At 39.0% G+C, this 23,494-nt stretch carries 22 protein-coding genes; 16 read left to right on the top strand and 6 right to left on the bottom strand.

Features of this window, described 5'->3' with window-relative positions; genetic code table 11:
* The first annotated feature begins 3 nt into the window (after positions 1-3).
* From AC1VU3_RS16040 to glmS, 7 genes are all read left to right on the top strand, one after another.
* Entirely contained in the window at positions 4-1,545 is a 1,542-nt protein-coding gene (locus tag AC1VU3_RS16040) for a glutathione ABC transporter substrate-binding protein (RefSeq protein WP_482983986.1), read from the top strand.
* Between the two features lie 9 nt (positions 1,546-1,554).
* Positions 1,555-2,559, top strand: a complete 1,005-nt coding sequence (locus AC1VU3_RS16035) for an ABC transporter ATP-binding protein (RefSeq protein WP_482983985.1) — start codon at positions 1,555-1,557, stop codon at positions 2,557-2,559.
* Entirely contained in the window at positions 2,534-3,538 is a 1,005-nt protein-coding gene (locus AC1VU3_RS16030; RefSeq protein WP_480390445.1) for an ABC transporter ATP-binding protein, read from the top strand. The genes AC1VU3_RS16035 and AC1VU3_RS16030 overlap by 26 nt, the downstream gene beginning before the upstream one ends.
* A gap of 16 nt (positions 3,539-3,554) precedes the next feature.
* A complete protein-coding gene (locus AC1VU3_RS16025; protein ID WP_482983984.1) occupies positions 3,555-5,159 on the top strand; it encodes a gamma-glutamyltransferase family protein in 1,605 nt (534 codons plus the stop codon).
* Complete coding sequence (locus AC1VU3_RS16020; RefSeq protein ID WP_480390443.1) at positions 5,153-5,749, top strand: chromate transporter; 597 nt, start codon at positions 5,153-5,155, stop codon at positions 5,747-5,749. The genes AC1VU3_RS16025 and AC1VU3_RS16020 overlap by 7 nt, the downstream gene beginning before the upstream one ends.
* Positions 5,746-6,273 carry a chromate transporter gene (locus AC1VU3_RS16015; RefSeq protein ID WP_480390442.1) on the top strand — a complete coding sequence of 176 codons (528 nt, stop codon included), beginning with the start codon at positions 5,746-5,748 and terminating at the stop codon, positions 6,271-6,273. The genes AC1VU3_RS16020 and AC1VU3_RS16015 overlap by 4 nt, the downstream gene beginning before the upstream one ends.
* A gap of 1,146 nt (positions 6,274-7,419) precedes the next feature.
* Entirely contained in the window at positions 7,420-9,222 is a 1,803-nt protein-coding gene (gene glmS, locus AC1VU3_RS16010; protein ID WP_482983983.1) for a glutamine--fructose-6-phosphate transaminase (isomerizing), read from the top strand.
* Positions 9,223-9,570: 348 nt separating this feature from the next.
* On the opposite strand, the gene AC1VU3_RS16005 is transcribed toward glmS, so the two are convergent.
* Positions 9,571-10,752, bottom strand: a complete 1,182-nt coding sequence (locus AC1VU3_RS16005) for a NupC/NupG family nucleoside CNT transporter (RefSeq protein WP_482983982.1) — start codon at positions 10,750-10,752, stop codon at positions 9,571-9,573.
* Between the two features lie 595 nt (positions 10,753-11,347).
* Here AC1VU3_RS16005 and AC1VU3_RS16000 point away from each other — a divergent pair.
* A complete protein-coding gene (locus tag AC1VU3_RS16000) occupies positions 11,348-11,731 on the top strand; it encodes a YbaN family protein (RefSeq protein WP_480390418.1) in 384 nt (127 codons plus the stop codon).
* Between the two features lie 276 nt (positions 11,732-12,007).
* On the opposite strand, the gene cls is transcribed toward AC1VU3_RS16000, so the two are convergent.
* The 3 genes from cls to AC1VU3_RS15985 form a co-directional block, all read right to left on the bottom strand.
* The gene (gene cls, locus AC1VU3_RS15995; protein WP_482983981.1) at positions 12,008-13,456 is read right to left on the bottom strand and encodes a cardiolipin synthase; all 1,449 of its coding nucleotides are present in this window, start codon (positions 13,454-13,456) and stop codon (positions 12,008-12,010) included.
* 266 nt (positions 13,457-13,722) lie between these two features.
* Positions 13,723-15,723, bottom strand: a complete 2,001-nt coding sequence (locus AC1VU3_RS15990) for an ABC1 kinase family protein (protein ID WP_482983980.1) — start codon at positions 15,721-15,723, stop codon at positions 13,723-13,725.
* 196 nt (positions 15,724-15,919) lie between these two features.
* Positions 15,920-17,020: a metallophosphoesterase gene (locus AC1VU3_RS15985; protein WP_482983979.1), complete on the bottom strand. Its 1,101-nt coding sequence runs from the start codon at positions 17,018-17,020 to the stop codon at positions 15,920-15,922.
* Positions 17,021-17,291: 271 nt separating this feature from the next.
* Between AC1VU3_RS15985 and AC1VU3_RS15980 the strand changes: the two genes are divergently transcribed.
* Together AC1VU3_RS15980 and AC1VU3_RS15975 are read left to right on the top strand one after the other, a co-directional pair.
* Positions 17,292-17,612, top strand: a complete 321-nt coding sequence (locus AC1VU3_RS15980) for a DUF1700 domain-containing protein (protein WP_482983978.1) — start codon at positions 17,292-17,294, stop codon at positions 17,610-17,612.
* Between the two features lie 215 nt (positions 17,613-17,827).
* Positions 17,828-18,268, top strand: a complete 441-nt coding sequence (locus AC1VU3_RS15975) for an Hsp20/alpha crystallin family protein (RefSeq protein ID WP_482983977.1) — start codon at positions 17,828-17,830, stop codon at positions 18,266-18,268.
* 228 nt (positions 18,269-18,496) lie between these two features.
* On the opposite strand, the gene AC1VU3_RS15970 is transcribed toward AC1VU3_RS15975, so the two are convergent.
* The gene (locus AC1VU3_RS15970) at positions 18,497-18,754 is read right to left on the bottom strand and encodes a hypothetical protein (protein WP_482983976.1); all 258 of its coding nucleotides are present in this window, start codon (positions 18,752-18,754) and stop codon (positions 18,497-18,499) included.
* A gap of 229 nt (positions 18,755-18,983) precedes the next feature.
* Between AC1VU3_RS15970 and AC1VU3_RS15965 the strand changes: the two genes are divergently transcribed.
* From AC1VU3_RS15965 to AC1VU3_RS15955, 3 genes are all read left to right on the top strand, one after another.
* Complete coding sequence (locus tag AC1VU3_RS15965; RefSeq protein WP_482983975.1) at positions 18,984-19,349, top strand: NUDIX hydrolase; 366 nt, start codon at positions 18,984-18,986, stop codon at positions 19,347-19,349.
* 167 nt (positions 19,350-19,516) lie between these two features.
* Positions 19,517-19,888, top strand: a complete 372-nt coding sequence (locus tag AC1VU3_RS15960; protein WP_480390407.1) for an iron chaperone — start codon at positions 19,517-19,519, stop codon at positions 19,886-19,888.
* Between the two features lie 115 nt (positions 19,889-20,003).
* Positions 20,004-20,237, top strand: a complete 234-nt coding sequence (locus AC1VU3_RS15955; RefSeq protein WP_480390406.1) for a hypothetical protein — start codon at positions 20,004-20,006, stop codon at positions 20,235-20,237.
* 56 nt (positions 20,238-20,293) lie between these two features.
* Here AC1VU3_RS15955 and AC1VU3_RS15950 read toward each other — a convergent pair whose 3' ends face one another.
* On the bottom strand, positions 20,294-20,674 hold the full coding sequence (locus tag AC1VU3_RS15950) for a hypothetical protein (protein WP_480390405.1): 381 nt from the start codon (positions 20,672-20,674) through the stop codon (positions 20,294-20,296).
* Between the two features lie 424 nt (positions 20,675-21,098).
* On the opposite strand from AC1VU3_RS15950, the gene AC1VU3_RS15945 reads away from it, so the two are divergent.
* The 3 genes from AC1VU3_RS15945 to AC1VU3_RS15935 all read left to right on the top strand — a co-directional run bounded on the left by AC1VU3_RS15945 (position 21,099) and on the right by AC1VU3_RS15935 (position 23,337).
* Complete coding sequence (locus AC1VU3_RS15945) at positions 21,099-22,073, top strand: LCP family glycopolymer transferase (protein ID WP_480390404.1); 975 nt, start codon at positions 21,099-21,101, stop codon at positions 22,071-22,073.
* A 156-nt stretch (positions 22,074-22,229) separates the two neighbouring features.
* Positions 22,230-22,700, top strand: coding sequence for an NUDIX hydrolase (locus AC1VU3_RS15940; RefSeq protein WP_480390403.1), 471 nt, complete (start codon positions 22,230-22,232; stop codon positions 22,698-22,700).
* Positions 22,701-22,842: 142 nt separating this feature from the next.
* Positions 22,843-23,337: a DUF2798 domain-containing protein gene (locus AC1VU3_RS15935; RefSeq protein WP_480390402.1), complete on the top strand. Its 495-nt coding sequence runs from the start codon at positions 22,843-22,845 to the stop codon at positions 23,335-23,337.
* The last annotated feature ends 157 nt before the right edge of the window (positions 23,338-23,494 follow it).

Here is a 23,494-nt window from a genome sequence, read left to right as displayed (position 1 = left end):
AAAATGAAGAAAAAATGGTTAGTCGTACTACTATTTGTCGTATCAGTTATCTTAGCAGCGTGTTCAGGTGGTGATTCAAGCGAGAAAGAAAGCGGCTCGGGATCAGATATAAGTGGAAAAACATTCACATATGCCTCTACAACAGATGCAGTTGGACTTTCGCCAATTCTAACAAATGACTCAGCTTCAGCGAATGTAACTGAGCAAGTATATGAAACACTTTTTGCACGAAACGTAGAAACAATGGAAATTGAACCGAAATTAGCAGTTTCTTATGAAAACCCCGATGAAAATACATGGGTATTTAAATTAAGAGAGGGAATAACATTCCACGATGGTACTCCATTTAATGCAGAGGCAGTAAAATACACTTTTGAAAAAATGCGCGACCCAGAAACAGCTGCACCTCGTGCATCTCTATTTGAACCAGTAGAAGAAATTATTGTAGAAGACGAATACACACTGAAAATTACAACGAAATATCCGTACGGAACTTTCTTAGCTGGATTAACACATTCAAATGCAGCAATTGTTAGTCCCACCGCTGATCAGAAACAAGACTTAATGAAGGAGCCTGTTGGAACAGGACCATTCAAATTTGTGAGCTGGACTCCTGGAGACCAATTAGAGCTAGAGGCGAATGAAGAATATTGGGATGGAGCTCCTGATTTAAAGAAAGTAGTCTTCAAAGTAGTACCAGAAGTGTCTACGGCAATCTCCATGCTACAAACTGGAGAGGTTCAACTAATTGATAACCTGCCAACAGAGCAAATTGGTCGTTTAGAATCGATGAAGGATATTGAGATAGAAAAAATCGAAGGTTCACCAGTTTACTATTTAACGTTCAATCACCAAAGAGAAATGAACCAGGACCCAGAATTCCGTGAAGCAGTAGCTTCGGCAATTGATCGTGATGCTTTTGTTTCTAAGTTAAATGGCCTAGGAGTAAGAAGTGATAGTGTTATCGGACCAAAGGTATTTGGCTACAACGAGTCAGCAGACAATGCAGGAACTCCTTATGATGTAGAAAAGGCAAAAGAAATAGTGGAGAAGAATGGATATGGTGACAAGCCGATCAAACTTTTAACAGCAAACCGTGCTAACACTACTTTAATGGCTGAAATCGTGCAAGCGCAGTTAACAGAAGCAGGTTTTAAAGTGGAAATTGAATCTATGGAATGGGCAACATTCCTTGATACGGCTCGTGCTGGAGAATACGATTTAACTTTCTTGAGCTGGTCAAACGTAACAGGAGATGGCTCGGAGCTATTCTATCCAAACTTCCACAGTGACAATGTAGGAAACTCAAACAGAGCACAATATAGCAACCCAGAATTTGATGAGGTAGTTATGAAATCTCGTACTACTGTCGATCAAGAAGAACGCGCGCAACTATTAGATCAAGCAAATAAGCTTATGCTAGAAGAAAACGTAGCGGTAGTTATGTACCATGGCGTGGTTACCTCTGCTATGAACAATGCTTACACGGGTCTAGAGCTAGATCCTAATGGTAAGTGGGCATTAAAACATGTTACAGGAAAGTAGGTTCTCAGAATGAAGGAGACATTATTAGAAGTGAATAACTTAGTAACTGAATTTCGCACAGCAGACGGCACAGTCCAAGCCGTGCGAGATGTCTCCTTTTCGATATCAAAAGGAGAGACTCTATGTATCGTAGGTGAATCGGGATGTGGAAAAAGCATTACATCCCTTTCTGTGATTGGCTTATTGCCGAGCAACGGGAAAATAGCATCGGGTCAGGTCAAATACGAGGGGAAGGAAATTCAAAGCCTTCCTTATGAAGAATTAAGAAAAATGCGTGGTAATAAAATCTCTATGATATTCCAAGAGCCTATGACTGCTTTGAACCCGGTGTTAACCGTGGGCTATCAGTTAAGAGAGCCATTAATGCTTCATCATAGCTTATCCAAGGCGGAGGCTACGAAGCAAGGGATTGAGCTGTTGAAGCAAGTGGGGATTCCTTATCCTGAAAAACGAATAAACCAATATCCACATGAGTTAAGTGGCGGAATGCGTCAACGGGTAATGATTGCAATAGCGCTTGCTTGTCATCCTGGGCTTTTAATTGCAGATGAACCAACCACAGCACTGGACGTAACAATTCAAGCGCAAATTTTAGACTTGATTAATGAGTTAAAAGAGAAATTAAACATGGGAGTCATGCTTATCACCCATGACATGGGAGTCGTTGCAGAAGTTGCTGATAAGGTGATGGTGATGTATGCAGGGAAAAAGGTGGAGGAAGGGAAAGTCGAGGATATTTTTAATAATCCTAAGCATCCCTATACAAAGGGACTTCTAAACTCTGTTCCTAATGTAGACGACCCAGATTTTGAGCTAGAGCCCATTCCTGGATCTTTACCGAGCTTACATGAGAACATTCAAGGCTGTAGGTTTCACCCACGCTGTAAATTTGCAACTGCGAAGTGCAGTGAAATTGCCCCACCGGAATTAGTTACTAATGAAGGGCATATGGTGAGCTGCTGGCTATACGAAGAGGAGGAGATGAAAAATGGTCACCTTGTCGCCCAAAAATGATCAGAAAAAAGTCCTCCTTGAACTAAATGGAGTTAAAAAATATTTCCCTATTAAAGGTGGAATATTGAAAAGAGTCCAAGGACATGTGCAGGCTGTACAGGAAGTAAACCTCAAGCTTTACGAGGGAGAGAGTCTGGGAGTGGTGGGAGAGTCTGGCTGTGGAAAGTCGACTTTAGGAAGAGCGATTTTAGGATTAGAAGAGTTAACAGAAGGAAAAATAATCTTCCAGGAGCAGGAAATCCAAAACTTAAAGCGAAAAGAGAAATTAAAGTTCGTAAAAGAAATGCAAATGATTTTCCAAGATCCATATGCCTCCTTAAATCCACGTCAGCGTATTGGGCATGCATTAGAAGAAGTATTCGTCATGCATACGAATATGACAAAGCAGGAAAGACGAACAGCTGTTTTTAATCTCTTACAAGAAGTAGGACTAAGAGAAGAGCATTATGACCGTTATCCTCATGAATTCAGTGGTGGTCAAAGACAAAGGATTGGGATAGCTCGTGCTATTGCCTTAAACCCATCTTTTATAATCTGTGATGAGGCTGTCTCTGCTCTTGACGTATCAGTCCAAGCACAGGTTCTGAAGCTCTTAAAAACACTACAAGAAAAATACCAGCTTTCTTATCTTTTTATTTCGCATGATTTAGGGGTAGTACGCTATTTCTGCGACCGTGTTCTTGTCATGTATTTAGGAAACACAGTGGAGCTTGGTACGGTGGAGGATTTATTCACCAATCCACTGCACCCATATACACAGGCTCTTTTGTCTGCAATTCCACGACCTTCTATCAATAAAAACGTGAAGCGTATAAGGTTACAGGGAGATCTTCCGAACCCAGCAGATCCTCCATCTGGATGTCCTTTCCATACTCGCTGTCCGATTGCTCAGGATGTTTGCCGAACAGAGAAGCCTGCATGGGAGGAAATAGAGGAGGGGCATTTCGCAGCCTGCCATTTTGCAGGGACAAAAATTTAAAAAGGGGAATGACATCATGGATTACTTATATCACCCGTTTCCAGCTAAAAGACATACAGTTTTCGCAAAAAAGGGGATGGTTGCCACCTCTCAGCCCTTAGCAGCACAAGCGGGCTTGGAAATTCTAAAAAAGGGAGGAAATGCGATTGATGCAGCAATTGCAACTGCTGCAGCCCTTACGGTTGTCGAGCCTACCTCCAATGGAATAGGCGGAGATGCATTTGCCTTAGTTTGGACGAAGGGGAAGCTACATGGTTTAAATGCTTCTGGTCCTGCACCGCAATCCATTTCTGCAGAAAAGCTAAAAGAAAAGGGACATGAGAAAATGCCTGTGCATGGAGTAGTTCCTGTCACTGTCCCTGGAGTGCCGGCTGCGTGGGCGGCTTTATCCGAAAAGTTTGGTAAGCTTCCTTTAAAGGACGTCCTGGAGCCCGCTATTGCTTATGCCGAGGAAGGATATCCACTGACTCCGATTCTCGGAAAGTACTGGAAACTCGCTTATGATAAATTCAAAGCTACCTTCACTGCTGATGAATTTAAATCATGGTTTGAAACCTTTGCTCCGGACGGTCGATCACCAGAAATAGGAGAGGTATGGAAGTCACCTGGTCATGCAAGCACGCTTCGCGCAATCGGAGAAACAAATGCGGAAGCATTTTACAAGGGAGAGCTTGCGGATAAGATAGAAGCATTTATGCAGGAGCATGACGGCTATCTATCAAAGAGTGATTTAGAGGCTTATGAGCCACAATGGGTAGAGCCGATCTCCGTGAATTATCGAGGCTATGATGCATGGGAAATTCCACCGAATGGTCAAGGAATGGTCGCATTAATGGCGCTTAATGTGTTTAAAAAGCTTGATAAGCCAGAGTGGCAGAGTGCTGCTACCATTCACCAGCAAATAGAATCCATGAAGCTTGCATTTACAGATGGTCAGGCTTTTATCACGGAGCCGGAAGAAATGCCGGTAAGTGTAGAGCATTTATTATCAGAAGAATATGCAGAGAAAAGAAGTGCTGTCATTGGAGAGCGGGCATCCGATCCTTCGCCATATGAATTGCCAAAGGGTGGAACAGTATACCTAGCAGCTGCTGATGAAGAAGGGAATATGATTTCCTACATTCAAAGCAATTATATGGGCTTTGGTTCGGGAATTGTGATTCCTGACACTGGTATTTCCTTGCAGAACAGAGGACATGACTTCTCATTAGATGAAGCGCATCCAAATGTCTTAAAACCAGGGAAAAGAACTTATCACACCATTATCCCGGGCTTCCTTACAAAGGATGGAGAGGCTGTTGGGCCTTTTGGCGTCATGGGTGGTTATATGCAACCGCAAGGTCATTTCCAAGTAGTGACCAATACAGTAGATTACTTGTTAAACCCTCAGGCCACTCTTGATATGCCTCGCTGGCAGTGGATCAAGGGAAAAACGGTACATGTGGAACCGGAATTCCCTAATTATCTTGTCCAAAGCTTGGTGAGAAAAGGGCATGATATTCAAGTGACAACGGATGGGGGCAGCTTTGGACGTGGACAGATTATTTGGCGTAATCCAGTGACAGGAGTACTTCAAGGAGGAACGGAATCTCGAACCGACGGAGCGATTGCAGCGTGGTAGAACACCTGCCTTTGAAGGATGGTGTTGTACGTCCAAAGCCAGTTCTTCAAAAAGATATTACAATGGCCTTCTTTCGTGTTGGCATGCTTGGATTCGGAGGTGGGCCCTCCTCTATTCCTCTTTTTCATCAAGAGGTGGTAAAAAAGTATGGTTGGATGGATGAGGATGAATTTAGTGATACGTTAGCCTTAGCAAATACGATGCCAGGACCAATTGCCACCAAGATGGCAGGTTATATTGGTTATCGTATTGCAGGTATCTGGGGTTGTGTCAATGCTATTATGGCATCCGTTGTCCCAACGGTAATCATGATGATTGCCTTACTGGGTTTTCTGCAAAACTTCAAGGATTCTCCTAGAGTTCAATCTATGACTGCTGCGGTCATACCAGTAGTTGCAGTGATGCTCGGAGTAATGACGTGGGATTTTGTGAAAAAGTCTGGCGAATCTTTCGGCTGGTGGAAGGGACTCTTGGTGATTTTAGTGGCAGTTATATTGATGGAACTACTTCATATCCATCCAGCCATTATTATTCTCGCTTGTATGTTTATTGTGTTTCTTCCAGCTGTTAAGAGGAGGATCACGAAATGATTTATTGGCAGTTGTTTTTAGCGTTTTTCATTCCAGGTATTTTAGGATATGGCGGAGGTCCTGCGTCGATTCCGTTAGTGGAGCATGAGGTAGTGGATAATTATGAGTGGATGACTACACAAGAATTTAGTGAGGTTGTAGCACTTGGAAATTCACTGCCAGGTCCTATCGCTACGAAGATGGCCGGTTATATTGGCTATGAAGAGGGTGGGATTTTAGGAGCGGTAATTGCTTTATTTGCTACCGTTGCTCCTTCTTTAATTTTAATGGTTAGTATGATGGCGATTTTGCTGAGATATAAGGATGCGCCAGAGGTCAAGAATTTAACGAAGCTTATACGTCCAGTGATAGCAGTACTGCTTGGAGCGATGACGCTTCAGTTCTTACAGGAGTCAGTAGGTGGTCTCGGAGTCGTTTCTACGCTTATTTTAATGGTAGGAAGTTATTTGCTTTTAGAAAAGGTGAAGCTGAATCCAGCGTTTGTCATTGTGCTAGCGCTTGTCTATGGGGCGGTAATTGTGTAAAAGAGATCCTTTTAAGGGTCTCTTTTTTATTCAGCATAAGGTTATGATGTTCGCTTTAGGCGAACGCTTTCCGGAGGCCAACAGGATGTTGGTCAGGAAAACGTTGTCACACGATGTGACGTTCTTAGTTTTCCCTCCCTAAAATGAGCCATCGTCTGTCGATAACATCAACGAGAATGATTTTTATAATAAGGTCTATGCAAGCGTCTTATGCTTATGAAAAAGTGAATGCTAAAAGTTGATGTTCGCTTTAGGCGAACGCTTTCCGTGGGGTGAGCGGTGAGCCATCGCCGAACGCTAAAGCGTGCCGTTGCGATGTCTCACCTGTCTCACTCATCCCACCGGAGTCGTCGCTTGGCGCTCTCATCAACAGGGTCTAGTATGTATAGGGAGATTAAGACAAGTATCTCCTCTTAGTTTGTTGAGGGGTGACTATTAAAGAGTTGCTCTACTAGAGAGTGAGCAACCAGGTATTTTGCAAGAACACCTATCTCCATGCTATTCTCATTTAACACTTCGTCCATAGCAGTTTTGCCTGCATCAGCTGTGTATCGTTTATAGGTTACTTCACTGCTCCTAACGCATACGCTTTCTTCTATCATTATATAGAAAGAAGAAAAGGATGTGAAAGCTACTTATTCAATTAATTGGAATGATTCTGGAAAGCTCGTCCCTATGCGGTTTACAGGGATATAGTCTAAAAGAGTATACTTGATTAAATTGACTTGCATATAGTGAAAAGATATAATGAAAAAGTTACTTATATTGCAATATTAGTAAGTAGCCGCGTAGAAGGAGGAACGAAAACGCGTTAAAAACGGAAAACAATTATAGCGCCTGAGCTGAAGAAATTGGACGGAATGAATCTTCAGCAGACGAGGTGGAGGTTATCGAAATTTCGGCGGGTGCCTCCCGACCGTCAATGCCCGGTTGTAATTCTCTTCTTAAACCATTCGAGTGATCGAGTGAACAACCAGAAGGGAAGGCATTCTTTAGCAGAATAAGCAAGTGTATGTTAGTAAGATGTTTGAAACCAGAATTCTCGTGGTATTGCATAGGTTATGCATGTTTTTACAGGAGAAGTATGCTTTCGACAGCTTCCAGCATGCTTATTTTGACATGAATGTAGATGGAGGAATTTAAATTATGTGTGGAATCGTTGGATATATTGGTGAAAATGATGCAAAAGAAATTCTATTAAAAGGTTTAGAGAAATTAGAGTACCGTGGATATGACTCTGCTGGAATCGCAGTTTTAAATGAGGAAGGCGTAATGGTTTTCAAAGAAAAAGGTCGTATTGCGGATTTACGTGAAATCGTTGATGTGCAAGTACAAGCTAATATTGGTATTGGTCATACTCGCTGGGCAACTCACGGTATTCCTAACCAAGAAAATGCTCACCCACATCAAAGTACATCTAAGCGTTTTACGCTTGTACACAATGGAGTAATCGAAAACTATCATTTAATGAAAAAAGCTTATTTGGCAGATGTTCAAATGGCTTCTGAAACAGATACAGAGGTAATCGTACAATTGATCGAGCGCTTCTCTCAAGAAGGCTTGTCTACAATCGACGCACTTCGTAAAACTTTAAACCTTATCCATGGATCATATGCGCTTGCATTGATTGATAACGAGGATGAGAACACGATTTATGTAGCAAAAAACAAATCTCCTTTATTAGTTGGTATCGGAGAAGGCTTTAACGTTGTTGCTTCTGATGCAATGGCAATGCTACAAGTAACGGAGCAATATGTAGAGCTTCACGATCAAGAAATCGTAATTGTACGTAAGGATGCTGTAGAAATCCAAACATTAGATGGTGCTATCGTTGAGCGCGCTCCTTACAAAGCAGAGCTAGACATGAGCGATATCGAAAAGGGAACATACCCTCACTATATGCTAAAAGAAATCGACGAGCAGCCAGCTGTTCTTCGCAAAATTATTCAAGCTTATCAAAACGAACAAGGCGAGCTTACAATTGATGCGTCTATCTTAGAAGCATTGAAGGAAGCAGACCGTCTATATATTATCGCAGCAGGTACTAGCTACCATGCTGGTTTAATCGGAAAAGAATATTTCGAGAAGATTGCAGGTGTTCCAGTAGAGGTACACATCTCTAGTGAATTTGGATACAATATGCCACTTCTATCGAAAAAGCCTTTATTCATCTTTATTACACAATCTGGAGAAACAGCAGATAGCCGCCAGGTGTTAGTAAAGATTAAAGAAAAAGGATATCCAACTTTAACTATTACAAACGTTCCTGGTTCTACGCTTTCTCGTGAAGCAGACCATACGTTATTATTACATGCAGGCCCTGAAATCGCAGTAGCTTCTACAAAGGCTTATGTTGCACAGGTAGCGGTATTGATGGTAACAGCTTCTGTATTTGCAAAAGCGCAAGGAAAAGAGCTAGAATTCGATGTAGTTCAAGAGCTAGGAATTGTAGCTAACGCTGTGCAAACAATTGTGGATACGAAAGAAGAGCTAGAAGAAATTGCGACAGAATACCTTTCTATAACTAGAAACGCATTCTTCATAGGAAGAAACGTGGACTTCTATGTAAGCTTAGAGGGTGCCCTTAAGCTAAAAGAGATTTCTTACATCCAAGCAGAAGGATTTGCAGGAGGAGAATTAAAACACGGTACTATCGCGTTGATCGAAGATGGCACTCCTGTAATTGCACTAGCAACACAGCAAGCAGTAAGCCTGAATATCCGCGGTAACGTAAAAGAGGTAGTAGCACGTGGTGCAAATCCATGCATTATCTCTATGGAAGGCTTCCAAGAAGAAGGAGACCGTTTCGTACTACCAAAAGTACACGAATTCTTCGCTCCACTAGTAGCTGTTATTCCATTACAGCTAATCAGCTACTATGCAGCTCTTCATAGAGACTGTGACGTAGATAAACCTAGAAACTTAGCGAAATCTGTTACGGTAGAGTAGGAGATTAGGTGGGAGTTCAATAATTTTAGATTTGAAATAAAGTCGCGATGCTATACCCCTTTGGTTATGATTAGCCAAAGGGGTGTTTTTATGTCCATAAGAACAACATCTGAAGTTGAAAAATGGTTAAACAAGCCCTGGTACAGGAATAGTTAAGGAATAGCCTACTACTTCTATATTGTTTCCAAAGTGGGTTTAAAAAATTCATAAAGATTTGTCCGAGCTAAGTAGAACGAATACGCTTGTGAAAAATTCACGCATTTTGGTTATAAAAAAACTGCCCCTTTAGATATGTCTAATAAGGGAGCAGTTTTGACGTTATAGCAGCAATTGCTATCTTTTATAGAATTAAATAACCAAACCAACAATTATAGATGTCAAGATACTAACAAGCGTAGCTCCATACAATAACTTTAAGCCAAAACGAGCAACGATATTCCCTTGTTTTACATTCAAACCTTGTACTGCTCCGGCAATAATACCGATAGATGAAAAGTTTGCAAAGGATACAAGGAATACAGAGATAACGCCTAGTGTATGTGCGCTCATAGAGCCTGCTACTTCTCCAAGGCTTATCATTGCAACAAACTCATTTGTTACTAATTTGGTTGCCATAATTCCTCCGGCAGAAATAGCCTCGGACCATGGTACCCCCATTAGGAAAGCTATTGGTGCAAAGATATAACCCAATATTTCTTGGAAAGATATTCCGAGAATGATGTCGAATAAGGAATTGATTAAATCCATTAATGCTACAAAACCAATAAGCATAGCTCCAACAGTGATGGCTACTTTAAATCCATCCATGATATATTCTCCAAGCATTTGGAAGAAAGATTTCTTATGCTCTTCTTTAATCGTTAAGATATCTTCACTTTCTTCTACTCTATATGGATTAACGATGGAAGCAATGATAAATCCACCAAACAAGTTCAACACAATTGCCGTTACTACATACTTCGGTTCAATCATAGTCATATATGATGCAACAACCGCCATAGAGACAGTCGACATTGCGGACGTACATAATGTATACATACGTTGCGGAGAGATATTATCTAATTGGTTTTTTACAGTAATGAATACTTCCGATTGACCTACCATTGCAGAAGCAACAGCATTATATGATTCCAATTTCCCCATACCATTTACTTTACTTAAAAGTAATCCTATCCATTTCATGATGAAAGGGAGGATTTTGAAGTGCTGTAAGATTCCGATTAATACAGATACAAAGACAATCGGCAATAATACAGTTAGAAAGAAGGGAGCTTCTCCTTCGTTCGCTAAACCTCCAAAAACAAATGATATACCCGTATTTGCGTAAGCCAATATATGATCGAACACATTTGTTACTCCTGTGATCAGAACATAACCAATCGATGTATTTAGCAGTAAAGCTGCCAATGCAAATTGGATAACCAACATAATAATGATATTTTTGTATTTTATTTCTTTTTTGTTTTTGCTGACTAAGAGAGCTAAACCAAAAACAACTAGCAATCCACACAAAGCTATTAAGTATCTCATAATTTCCTCCAAACGTATATGTAATATTTTTTCTGCGTTCGGATTCAAGACTATTAATTTTCTCTCAGTATGTTCTAAAATTAAACCTTAATCCGAAAAGATTTAGTTGTCAGACATCAGACATATAAACAATCTCAATATAGCGTATTTCTGCTAAGTATTCAATAGAAATGAATGGAAATTCTTAGCGCTAAGCAGTTGAGTGTGGCAAATGCAGTTGCTGAATAAGGTTAGTGTTTTATAGAACTTTTAAAATGATGATTTCCAGTATGCACCGTTATAATAGGTATTAATACTACTATAACTAGGAATCATTTTGGGGAGATAAAAGGAGAGCGAGGATTGAGAAGTAGTAAATTTAATTTGGTATAATGGGTGTTTTGCTATTTTATTTTCACAAAAAAACTATTCTAGGCTTAAAAGCAATGTAAATAGCTGTATGAATCTGTTCTTCGTTGTTCGCTTATTTTCATTGTAAGGGAGCTGTTTTTTTGTTTTAATAATTACGTTAGCAGTATGTTTCTTTAACTATAAAATAGTTTAAACCATTAATAAGTTTGAAGTGATTTACAGGAGGATTAAGATATAGTAAAAAATGATTTCTATAAGTAGATTTATAAATATCTTATTTATGCTAGTTGGTCTTGTTTCTTTTGCTGTAGGTATTTTAGGAACGGTGCTACCAGTACTACCGGGAGGACCATTTTTTCTGTTTGCTGTCTTTTGCTTTGCCAAAAGTTCAAAGAGGGCTGAGACATGGTTTAAAAATACTAGCACATATAAAAAATACATTGTTCCATTGCTTGAAAAAAGGGGAATGCCTAGAAAAGAAAAAATTCGTATTAACTTAATTGCGGATTTCTTTATCATTCTTTCTGTCATTATGGTAGATATCTTGGTGGTAGATCTTATCATCATCTCACTTGGTCTGTATAAGCATTATTATTTTATTAGAAAGATAGAGACGATTGAGTCGTAACTTACATTTAAAAAGACAATACTACTATAGAGGGAATGTCCAAGGGGTGGTTGTTGCTTGAAGAGTCTTAGGATATGTAACAATTACTTGGATTATTTTGTTGAAGGCCATTTAAATCAATGAATTCTTCTTTATCGTTTGCAGCAAATACTTTTCCCTGCCTCTTCCAAGTAAAAAACTATTCTGAAGAGTTTTCATGCAGCAGTTGAAAGCCTCGTTTATTCGAACTTTCAACTGCTTTTTTACATGATGATAGATAGTGAATCGTAGAGTATGCTACAAAATAGGAGCAATCAACCGGGAAAATCCTTCTCGTACTCTTGTCCAATTTCGTCGATTTGCATAACGCTCTTTTGTCATTTCAAAACTATCCCTTTCATCCTCTAAATATAGTTCACGGCAACTAATGGCCGTTTCTCTATCAAAGAAGATTCCATTGAGCTCAAAATTTAGAGTAAAGCTACGTACATCTAAATTCGTGGTACCAATCGTGCAGATTTCATCATCAATGACCATCATTTTCGTATGTAAAAAGCCTTTTTCATACATGAAAATACGACCGCCATATTTTAAGAGGTCGCCACCAAATGCAGAATTGCCACCGTAGATAAAAGGATGGTCTGTCTTTGCTGGTGTCATCACTCGTACGTCGACCCCAGATGAAGCTGCTATCTGGAGTGCCTTTAAGAACGCCTCATCCGGAATAAAATAGGGAGTTTGAATATAAATATATTTCTTCGCCGACATGATGAGTCGAATATAGCTGTCTTTTATTGATTCAAACTCGGTATCTGGTCCACTTGATATTATTTGAATCGGAAGCACTTTCTCCACTTTAGATTCAGGGAAGTAAGCCGAATTCATTTCCACGTAGTTTATATTCATCGCTTGATACCAATCGAATAAAAAATGTAGCTGCAAATGATGCACAGCCTCTCCCTTAATTCTCACATGTAAATCTCGCCAAAAACCAAACCCCTCATCAAGTCCTGCATACTCTTTGCCAATATTAAAACCGCCAGTGTATCCAATTTCACCATCAATAACTACAATTTTTCGGTGATTCCGGCAATTTAAGCGTGGATTAATCATTGATAAAAATGCTGGGAAAAACGCACAAACTTCGCCGCCAGCATCAATTAATTCCTGGAAATCGCACACCTTCAATTTCCTTGAGCCTAAATCGTCAAACAATATGCGTACCATTACACCTTCCTTGGCCTTCTTGATTAGGGCCTTATAAATGTTTTCTCCTATCAAATCCATTTTGAAAATATAGTATTGAACATGTATATGGTGTTTCGCCTTTTCAATATCTTGTAGCAATGCCTTGAACTTATCTTGACCAACGGAAAATAACTGAGCTTCATTGTGATTTGTTAATAAGGCGTAGTTCCTTTCCACGTTCATACGAACAAGATCGGCATAATTCTGGGATACTTCATTTGGAAATTCAAAGGTCTTTTCTTGAAGTGCATTCCGTTGTTCTTTATAAGGCTCAAGCGTTTCAACCTGTTTCAGTAAGCGCCAGCCGATAAAGCTTTTCAACTGTAATTCTCGTCCCAATATCATAAATAATAGAAAGCCGACAATTGGGATGAAAAATAATACGAATAGCCATGCCCAAGTGGCAGAGGCGCTTTTACGGCTTATAAAAATCACTGCGGAAGCTAATAAAAAATTTATAATATAAAGCGTGATTGTGAAGACAGTAAAAATTGTCACGAAACATTCCTCCTGAAAATGAATGCTTTATATAAAATCTTGTCGATGATATAGCTCATCATAATAGCGCAACCACGCCCGTATTTATTTATAATAAACGCCGTCAACATAGGTTTTAGTGCGTACATTTCGGAAGTGTATAGGTGCTGGTTCTGATTCAAATAAGGGTGTAAAGTAAACCGCTGTATGGGTTGTATTTTTAGGGGCGATACCTATCACTTCCATCAAAAAAGAGTAGTACAAACCAACGTTTGTACTACCTAATTTCAATATGTTTTTTTCATATTACGAATCGCTTGGATTGCTAGGCGGACAAGTAAAATGGCACAAAGGAATAGACCTAAATACGCCGCTGTATTTAAATAAACTGCATAGGCGGAATGCATAAATTGTGAAATCGCAAGTAGTGCAACTGATATAATACCAAATGTTATCCCTACAAGCAGTAATACAAATTGGGAAAACAGCTGCATAACAAAGCTAGCATTTGTCTTATCGGAGAAAATATCGTGGTGCATCGTAATTTTTCCACTCTCTACCTTCTTCATCAGCTGATCGATACGACGAGGGATCTTGCGGATATTTGGTAAAATGATCGCGATTTCTTCTTCTAAGCGTTCCTTTGTAGCTCTTGGTTCTTTGAATGGTTGTTTGAAACTATTTCTTACATATTCGTTTGTAAATAGCTTTGCCTCATGGAAAATATCAAAGTCCGGGTCAATATTTCTCAGTGTACCATCAAGCGTTACAACTGCACGCAATGCCACACTTACCGCCGGATAAAAACGTAAGCTGAATTCGCGTACAATCAAAAAGATGGAATAAATTAGCTCATCTGTAGGCACAGGTTGGACATAAGAAATCTTCGATAATACTTGGCTAACCGCTTGCTCCAATTTATCTTGTTCGATTTTGTCAGCGTTCTCTACAAGCAACGCAATCCCATCTACTAAAGTATCTACATCAATATGATGTATCCCAGCTAATAGTAGCTTTAGTCCTTCCTGTTGACTTGCCGTTAAACGCCCAACGGCACCAAAATCCAAAAAGGTTAACATACCTGTATGATTTTCTACATAAATATTCCCAGGGTGTGGGTCAGCGTGGAATATACCTGAAATTAGGATCTGCTCTAAAAAAGCAGATAGTACATTTTGGGCAAATTCATGACGGTTGATTTGGAATGTATCAAAGACCTCACTGGCATCTGCCACGGACTTTCCATCTACATAATCCATTACAAGTATATTAGCATTGCTGTACTCCAGGTGCGCACGTGGAATATTTACCTGTAAGCCTGTTTTTCGCATGATATTGGCCACTTGCATCATATTGCGAGCCTCAATTTCAAAATCAACTTCTTCTCGTAATGATGCTGCAAAAGCATTGGCGAGATCCTTAAATCCAAAGCTCTCTACCCATGCGGATTTATTGGATATCCAAGTTGCAAACTCTAATAAGATGCCTAAATCATCTTGCATCACTTCTTTTACTTCAGGACGTAATATTTTGACTACAACCGGTTCATTTGTTTGGCGTAAAACAGCCATATGTACTTGACCAATGGACGCAGCGGCTAAAGGTACTTCGCTAAAGTAGCTAAAAATCTCTTCTACTGGTGCGGGTAAATGATGTTGCAAAAGAGCATCTACCTGTTCTTTCAATAAAGGAGGGACCCGTTGTTGCAGCTTCTCTAACTCCTCAATAAAGACGGGAGAAAGTAGCTCTTTTCTTGTGGATAATACTTGACCAAACTTTACAAATACCCCTCCACATTGCTCTAACGTCAACCGGAGCGTTAAAGCCAATTCCCTTTCATCTTCCCGATTTCGTACAAACTTCATGGTACGTGTAATACCATTCGTCACCGCGACTTTCAACACAAAGCGCAACCGCTTCTGTCTTCTCCTTGAAACAATAATACGCTTAAAAATATTCGGTTTTCCTTTAACGGGATACCCCTTTTCATTTAACTTGATCGGATCAATCAGCTCAAAAAATAAATAAAGAAGCATCGAAATCAGAAGCATGCTGCCGAACCACAAAAGTGTTGCGACGTTTAGCACGCTATCAGTAAGCCCCTCCGTATTTATTTGGTTATCGCGAAGATAGGTAAACCAAAACACAAATGTTGTAAACGAAACGCTGATCACAACAGATAGTATGCGTTTGGCTAAGTTCACTTTCGAGCCAATCAATTGCCCGCTAATAATAAAAATTAGCAATGACGCAATTATAATATATAAGGTTAATTGGAGACCGCTCATTACTATCATCCTTCTATTAAATTGTTCCTAAAAGTTTTGGCATAGAATGCAATACTTCAATTAAAATTCTATATTAATTAGCCCAGTAACCGCAACGGGAACTTGCTTCTTGGGATTAGGTGAAAATGTCTAAATACGCAAGTCTTTGCCCGGTCCAGGTCTCTATGTCTTCTATTGAAAAGAAGGAATTCCTCCCTTATTCAAACTCAATCTGAATGGATACGATCTCAGAGCGTGTACCAATTCTAATAGGCGGTCCCCAAAAACCAAAGCCAGATGTCACAACGGAGTGCATCTGTTCTTTCTGTAAATATCCCCAGTCATTTTCATAAATTGCCCCTGTAATTAAATTTCCCGGGAAAACTTGTCCTCCATGGGTATGACCGGAGACCATTAAATCAATACCAGCCTGTTGTGCTATCTCTAGTTCATATGGCTGGTGATCCAATAAAATGATAGGCTTCGTAAGATTCACATCATTCATTAGTGAGTCTAGGGGTAGTCTGTCTTGGTCAATTCGGTCCTTGCGTCCGAGAAGTGTGAAAAGCCCTTCAACGTCTAACTTCTCATCGTATAGTATCTGAATTCCACTGTTCTCTAATGTGTTGATTAGTTCTTCCATCGTCCCATCATGCCTGTCATGATTTCCAAGCGATGCATATACCCCATATGGTGCATGAAGCTTGGATAAAGTCTTGTCCATTTTCTGGTCAAGGAAAGGTTGGATATCGTCATCGAAGAGGTCGCCTGGCAACAGAATTACATCAGGATGAAGAGCATTAACTTCCTTAACCAAACGTTCAGCGTGATTTTTACCTGATAGCAGGCCGAAATGTGTATCTGCTGCCATCACAATATGAAGACTATCAAGAGCGGAAGTACCTTTTTCTATCTTTATATCATAGCTACGAACAACAGGGCTATAAGCGTTATATGTGCCGAATGCTAGAAATAAAACAAGCAGCCCAACAGTAACGGTGCCTGCCCATTTCTCTGTTCGATGCTTTGATAAACGAGTAAAACGTAAAAGAACAACTGTCAAATGTGCTAGAGGAACGAATAGAAGCAATAAATAAAAGCACGCCATCCAATAAGCACCGATAATATTTATAAAAACGAGGCCAGACATACGACCGACGATAAAAGAAGTAGCTGCCAGCACAACGACGAAAATATAAAGGATCTTGAATCGCCGACTGGATGTTTTCGGACGGAGCCAGCGGTAACCCCGGAACCCGATATAATAGACAAGACCGCCGTAGAGTAGCAAAGCGATTAGTAGAATGAGGATAAACATACGGTATCTCTAGACTCCTTTTTGAGTTAGTTACGTATAGTAGAAATCATATCTTCTCTATAATAAATGAAAAGTTTCTCTAATAATCTTATTAAACCATAAAGAGCAGAGGAGATAGTGAGAAATGGTCTGAAGTTTGTATATTGGATAATTTTTTTGGCTATATCTTACAGAAATCGGTCTAGAGGCTGATACCCTCTATAGATATATATATATAATGGAGAGTAGGATATAAATAATGCGTCTAGCATTTTAGGATAGGAGGGCTCGTATGGAAAGAATTAATTATTTTGCTTTATTTGGCGTGCTATTTTTTAATATAGTTCTCTTTTTAGCGTTTGCAATAACACTGGTTTCACTTCTTTTTTCACTTTGGGTTATTGCAATTTCTTTTATTTTATCTCCGCTTCTATTAGTGATAGTGAACCAGCTAGGCATTCAAGAATTTGATATGATGCAAACCCTTCTTAGCTGTGTTGTTTTACTCATAGGTGTTTGGTTGATCCCGCTTGCGCTGAAAGCAACTCGGTATTTAGGTACTTTTTTTGCAAAATACATTCAATATAACAAAAGAATAATTTACGTTAAATAGGATGTGTTTGTACTAGAAAAATAGTAATAGAAAATCGTTTGCTTATACTTTAATGAGCAAGCGATTTTTTATGTAAGTGAAAAAGAAAGAAGTGGGAATTATAAGATGGTTTTTTTATTCTTCTGTTTTCAACATTAACCTACACCCCAAGCCAAATCACATTTTCTCCATGGTCCGAATAACATTTTTATATAGAAGACAAGGGGGAAATGATAATGGATTTACAGCCATATGATTCTTTCAGACAGATTTCCGATATGATGCGCAGGGAAGTGGAAAGGGTATTCTCGGAATTTCCTTTTGGTTTTGGAAATATCCAGGGCTTTGGGGGCTTCCGCTTAGATGTGTATGAAACAGCAAATGAAGTCGTGGCGACTTGCGATATTCCGGGACTTGAAAAGAAGGACGATCTAGTTATTGATATTGATTACAATCGGTTAAGTATCAGTGGTTCTGTCAATAACATGAGTGATTTAGAAGAGGGAAATACGTATAAAAAGGAAAGGTATGTTGGCCGGTTCCAAAGAGTAGTCTCTCTTCCTAGCCCGGTATCAAATGAGGGGGTAAAAGCAACCTATAAAAAAGGTGTGCTAGAAGTAAGAATGCCAAAACTTGTGGTAGATAGTAGAAAGCAGATAGATATAGATTTTAGTTAAAAATGTATAGGATATCGCGCTGTTCTGTATAAAGGACAGCGCTTTATTCTATAGGCTCTTGGTTTGAAAATACTTGCCTGAATTGAGGTTGAAAAGAATGAAATACTTTGCACCGGAAGATTCGGTTACTTGGAACGTATAAAACCATTTAGCTGAAAAAGGGTCGAAACCATTCGGACCCATAGGGGAGTTTGGTAATCTTAAAAGGATCATGTCTTCTGGCAACTCTTAGTTTAACGATTCCTCTGCCTGAGCGATTGTATATTCAGGCAGAACCATATAAATGGACAAGCAAATTAACAGAAGCACTCTGATATATTTTCTCTTTTTTTCTGCGTAACAAAGTCCTATTATCGAAGCAGAAATGATGCTAATGGGTAGGGTTCCATCAGCAACATTGTTATAAATTCTGTTATTCATAACTGCTAATACAATCAGTATTACTACGGAGATGGTAATAGATATTAGTAAACGTTTATCATTCAAGATTTTTCCTCCGCTTCTTATACTGTGACACAACATTAGTATTATGTTTTCTTAGTTGAATAGCATAGCATAAGATTGCTTAACATTCTAACAAATTATGGATATATATGGTATTATGAGGTTGGGAGAAGGGGTGATAAGTTGTTAAAAGCAATTAACACATTGCCTTCTGACAAAAAAAATTGCAGGAGTACACTGTATACCTCTTATGGAAAATGGCGACATAGTGATGGCTTGGGACAGAGAAGAACAACTACTTACGACCATAGGTGGGAGAATAGATGGGGAAGAAAGTATAGAGGAAGCGTTAAGACGTGAATCCATGGAGGAAGTAGGAATAATCATAAATAGTGAGGAGATTCCGTTTGCCTCCTGGTATTGGGAATCCACTGATACCTATACAATATGGTTCTTTGTAAAAGTTCAAGAGTTTCTTCCTTATTCGTTTGACTATGAAAAATCAGGCTATGTTATTTTTAATTTCGAAACTGCGAAAAAAATGATCTCCAAGCTGGAGCCCTACAATAAATTTAGAATGGATCTTCTATCAATGGCTTATGACAAAGCTTTAAAGCTTCATTTAATAAAAGAATAGAATGATGGAGAGTTTGGAAAATGGGATAGTTACTGATTGTTGTGATAGCATATTTACCTATTTTCTATAGGATTCGCAGAAGAATTGATTATTTAGAAAGAGAAGTACGAAGGTTAAAAGGAGAAAGTGATTATTAGATATCTCACTATAGATAAGGAGATAGTGGTATGGAAGTATTTGCAGCTTATTTAGCCCAAATGGATAATCCACAGCAACGTGAACGGACGGAAGAGGTATTATCCTGGATAGTAAAAAAGTTTCCGGATTTAGTACCTAAAATTGCATGGAACCAGCCTATGTTTACGGAACACGGAACATTTATAATTGGTTTTAGTGTGGCAAAGAAGCATTTAGCAGTTGCTCCTGAAAGAGTGGCTATCACTCATTTGTCCGATGATATAGGGCAGGCGGGCTATGAGCAGACCAAGGAGCTCATTCGAATTAAATGGGAGCAACCAGTCGATTATTTATTATTAGAAAAGATAATTGAGTTTAACATATTGGATAAAGCGAATTGCTCCACATTTTGGAGAAAATAAGAGGTTTTATGGATGTTAAGGGAGCTGCTTATGTAATTGATAATCTTCTCCATTGGCAGGTGAATAATTTCCTGAACAATAGACAATGACTGTTGTATATTGGAGGGATGCCTGCATGATTATCCGAGATGATGAAAAGCATCTTTATTGCTATAGCTGCAGAAAAGTGACATTGTTTGTGCGAAGAGATATGCATAATAATAGTGGAGTAGAGAGCCATTGCAGTGAATGTGTCCATATGTGGTTTGAATGGCAAAATAGAGCGGTAGAGCGCGAAAAGGAAAAGTGGATGGAGCATAATATGATACCGCTTGATGATATGGATAGAGGAAATTATTTTCTGAAATAAGTTCGCTTATAAGGTGATAGCCGATGTCCTAGTTAAAAGGAACACCGGCTTTTTTATTATCTAAAGAACCCCATAAATGATCCGACTTGTCTCATCATATTAAGTCCATTATTCAAGGTGCCTGCATGGTTCATGAGGGTCCCTATATGATTCGGGAGGTTTCCTAACATACCGGATCTGGCATTCGGATTAGAGAAAAATTGTCCTTGTCCTCTTGCATTGGGAGGGAAAAAGGATTGTTCTTGCCTCCCTATGTTATTGGGGAAATGTGTTTGTTCTTCTCCTCTTACATAAGGAGAATAGAATTGCTCTTGTCTTCTCATATGGGGCGGAATGTATGGCTGGCTTTCTCTGTTAGGAAACGGATGAAAAGGCCGCTGGTTAGGCTGGTCGTAAAAATTTTGTGGATTCCTTGGAAACGGTGAAAAAAATTGCATAAAATCACCTCCTTACACACTTAATTCCCTATAATATATGGCTTTCTAAGCTGTTGGATTAGACATTCTTATAGTTCTACACGTATTGTGGAATCGTAAATGCTACTCATTCGATTTGTTCCTTCCCCACTAGTTTGTTTATGGCGAATATAATGGGGTCTGTTGAGAGTATAATGGTCTAGGTCGTGTCTGTTACTGATGTAGGGTTCTTGTCCGAGAATTATTTGGTTGATTTACCTCGACTTTAGTTGACGGTTTGGAAAATGAGAGGCTCTCAACCAGAAATAAGTTGTTTTATATTTATTCATTTTCATATATAATGGTGGAATTCGAAATATATCTGTAATAATCTTAGTGTTTAAATGTAAATTTGTTTATGTATAATGGATAAGGCTGTGTTAGATATAGAGAAAGGAACATTCAGATGTCAAACCAATTATCTCGAATAAATAGAAAAAAGAAAAAAATAAATAAGAAATTTAAAGTCTTCCTGACTGTGTTTCTAGCACTTTTTCTTGCAGTAGGTGGATTTGTAGGCTATAACTATATGAAATTCCAACAAGCATTAGATAAAATGAGCGATACAGATGACAATGAGCTGATTGCTGAATCTGAGAAGCTTCCTCATACAGAGCCATTCTCTGTATTATTAATGGGCGTAGATGAACGGGAGAATGACGCAGGAAGAACAGATACGATGATTGTCGTAACAGTTAACCCTGATTTAGGGACCATGAAGATGCTAAGTATTCCCCGTGATTCACGTGTAGAGATAGTGGGCAACGGAACAGTGGAGAAAATAAACCATGCTTACGCTCGCGGAGGAATTCCGATGACGATTGATACGGTGGAAAAGGCATTAAATATTCCAATCGACTTTTATGTATCTGTAAATATGGAAGGCTTTCTATCGATTATTGATGAGCTAGGTGGCGTAGAAATTGAAAACGATATGGATTTACAGCATCAACATTACTCTTTTCCAAAGGGAACAGTAAACTTAACTGGAGAGGAAGCATTAGTTTTCTCTCGTATACGCTATGAAGATCCAAGAGGAGACTTCGGCAGACAAATACGCCAAAAGCAACTAATCGAGGCACTCTTAAACAAAGCAAAAAATCCTTCTATCCTTTTAAAGATCGATGATATTTTTGAAGTTCTAGGAGACAATGTTCAAATGAACTTCACGAAATCCCAGATAATGAATATGCAAAAGCTCTATAGTAAACTAGACAGAAACATTGAGCAATTGGCATTTGAAAAAGGGGTAGGTAGTCGTATAGATGGATATTGGTACTACGTCTTGGATGAAGAAGAAGTAGCAGCTATCTCGAAGGAGTTAAATGATCATTTAAAAGGTATACAGGTAGTACAGGAAAATACGTTGCCTGAGCAATAAAAAAGAATATTCTTATTATTGTAAAATGAATATGTTAAAATGAGAGCTATCCAATCGTCTGATGACGAAGTGGATGGCTCTTTCTATTTGCTTGCTATAACCAAAAGCTAATAACTGCGCTTTACCATACTGATTCTATACAAAGGGGATAACTTTATGGAGTATTATAAATACTTACGTCAATATATAGGGCATCAACCGATTATTTTACCTGGTGCAGTAGTCATACTATTGAACGAGCACAATGAAGTTTTATTGCAAAAGAGAATCGATGGTGGGTACGGCTTGCCTGGAGGATTAATGGAGATGGGAGAGAGCCTAGAGCAAACTGCTAAAAGAGAGGTATTGGAAGAGACCGGCTTGGAAATTGATGAGCTAAAGCTTCTAGGGATATTTTCTGGGGCTGATTACTATTTAAAGATGAATAACGGTGATGAGTTATATTCCGTAACAGCCGTTTACTATTCAAGAAAACAAAGCGGAGATATAAGAGTTGATTTATCAGAATCAAGTGCAATGGAGTATTACCCTCTTACTGACATGCCAGAAGATTTGATCGAGTCATATCGCAATTACATAGAACCATATATTCCGAGAATTTTAGAAGAATTTACCCCTACTTTCTAAAAAATAGGGGTGCCTCAAATTTTAAAAAAAGTGTTATAATGTTTCAGTCAGTGTGCAGGAAAGCAGCATGGCCATCTGAAGGTCGTGCTTTTTTTAGTGCTTTAACATATGCCATCTGAATAAATTTTTAGGAGATGAAAATATGCACAAAGAAAATAGACTGCCTCACAATGCAAAAGAAGGAATCCTATTTATGTTGATTATTTCAATCATTTCTGTAAACACGATTGCTCCAATTATAATGGGTTTGGAACGTGGATTCAGTATGGATGTCTACTTAGATACATTAAAAATAATCCCGATTATGTGGGTGATTGTAATCTTACTAGTAAGATTAGTAGCAGGTCCGCTTGTTGGAAAAATTATGCCGAAGTTTGTGGGACAAACGGACGGATTTAATGCAAGGATATTATTAAACACTTTATTAAATGTAACAGTTCTTTCTATTTGTTTGTCTATCATAGGGACATGGGTCGGAACGAAAGAAATTTCAATGGAACCGTTCCAAAACTTCTTACACATCTGGCCAAGAAACTTTGGTATAGCATTTTGGATTGAATTGCTGGTTGCACAACCAATTGCTCGGCTTGTGATGAAAAAGATGCATGAAAATCAAGAAAGAAAATTAGCATTGTAGTCTACACTCCCATTGAAAATTTTATTTCAATGGGAGTTTTTATTTATCCCGCATTAAGGGACAGTAAGACTCCCACTTCTAGATGGCAAAAGAAATGAGACAGCTAAGTGGGAGATCAACTGTCCCTAAAAGCCCGATTGGTTCAACTAATGATTGG

Source organism: Psychrobacillus sp. Z16_25 (assembly GCF_056856695.1).
Note: the sequence above shows the minus strand (reverse complement) of the source record. Positions and strands in the feature narration are given on the sequence as shown.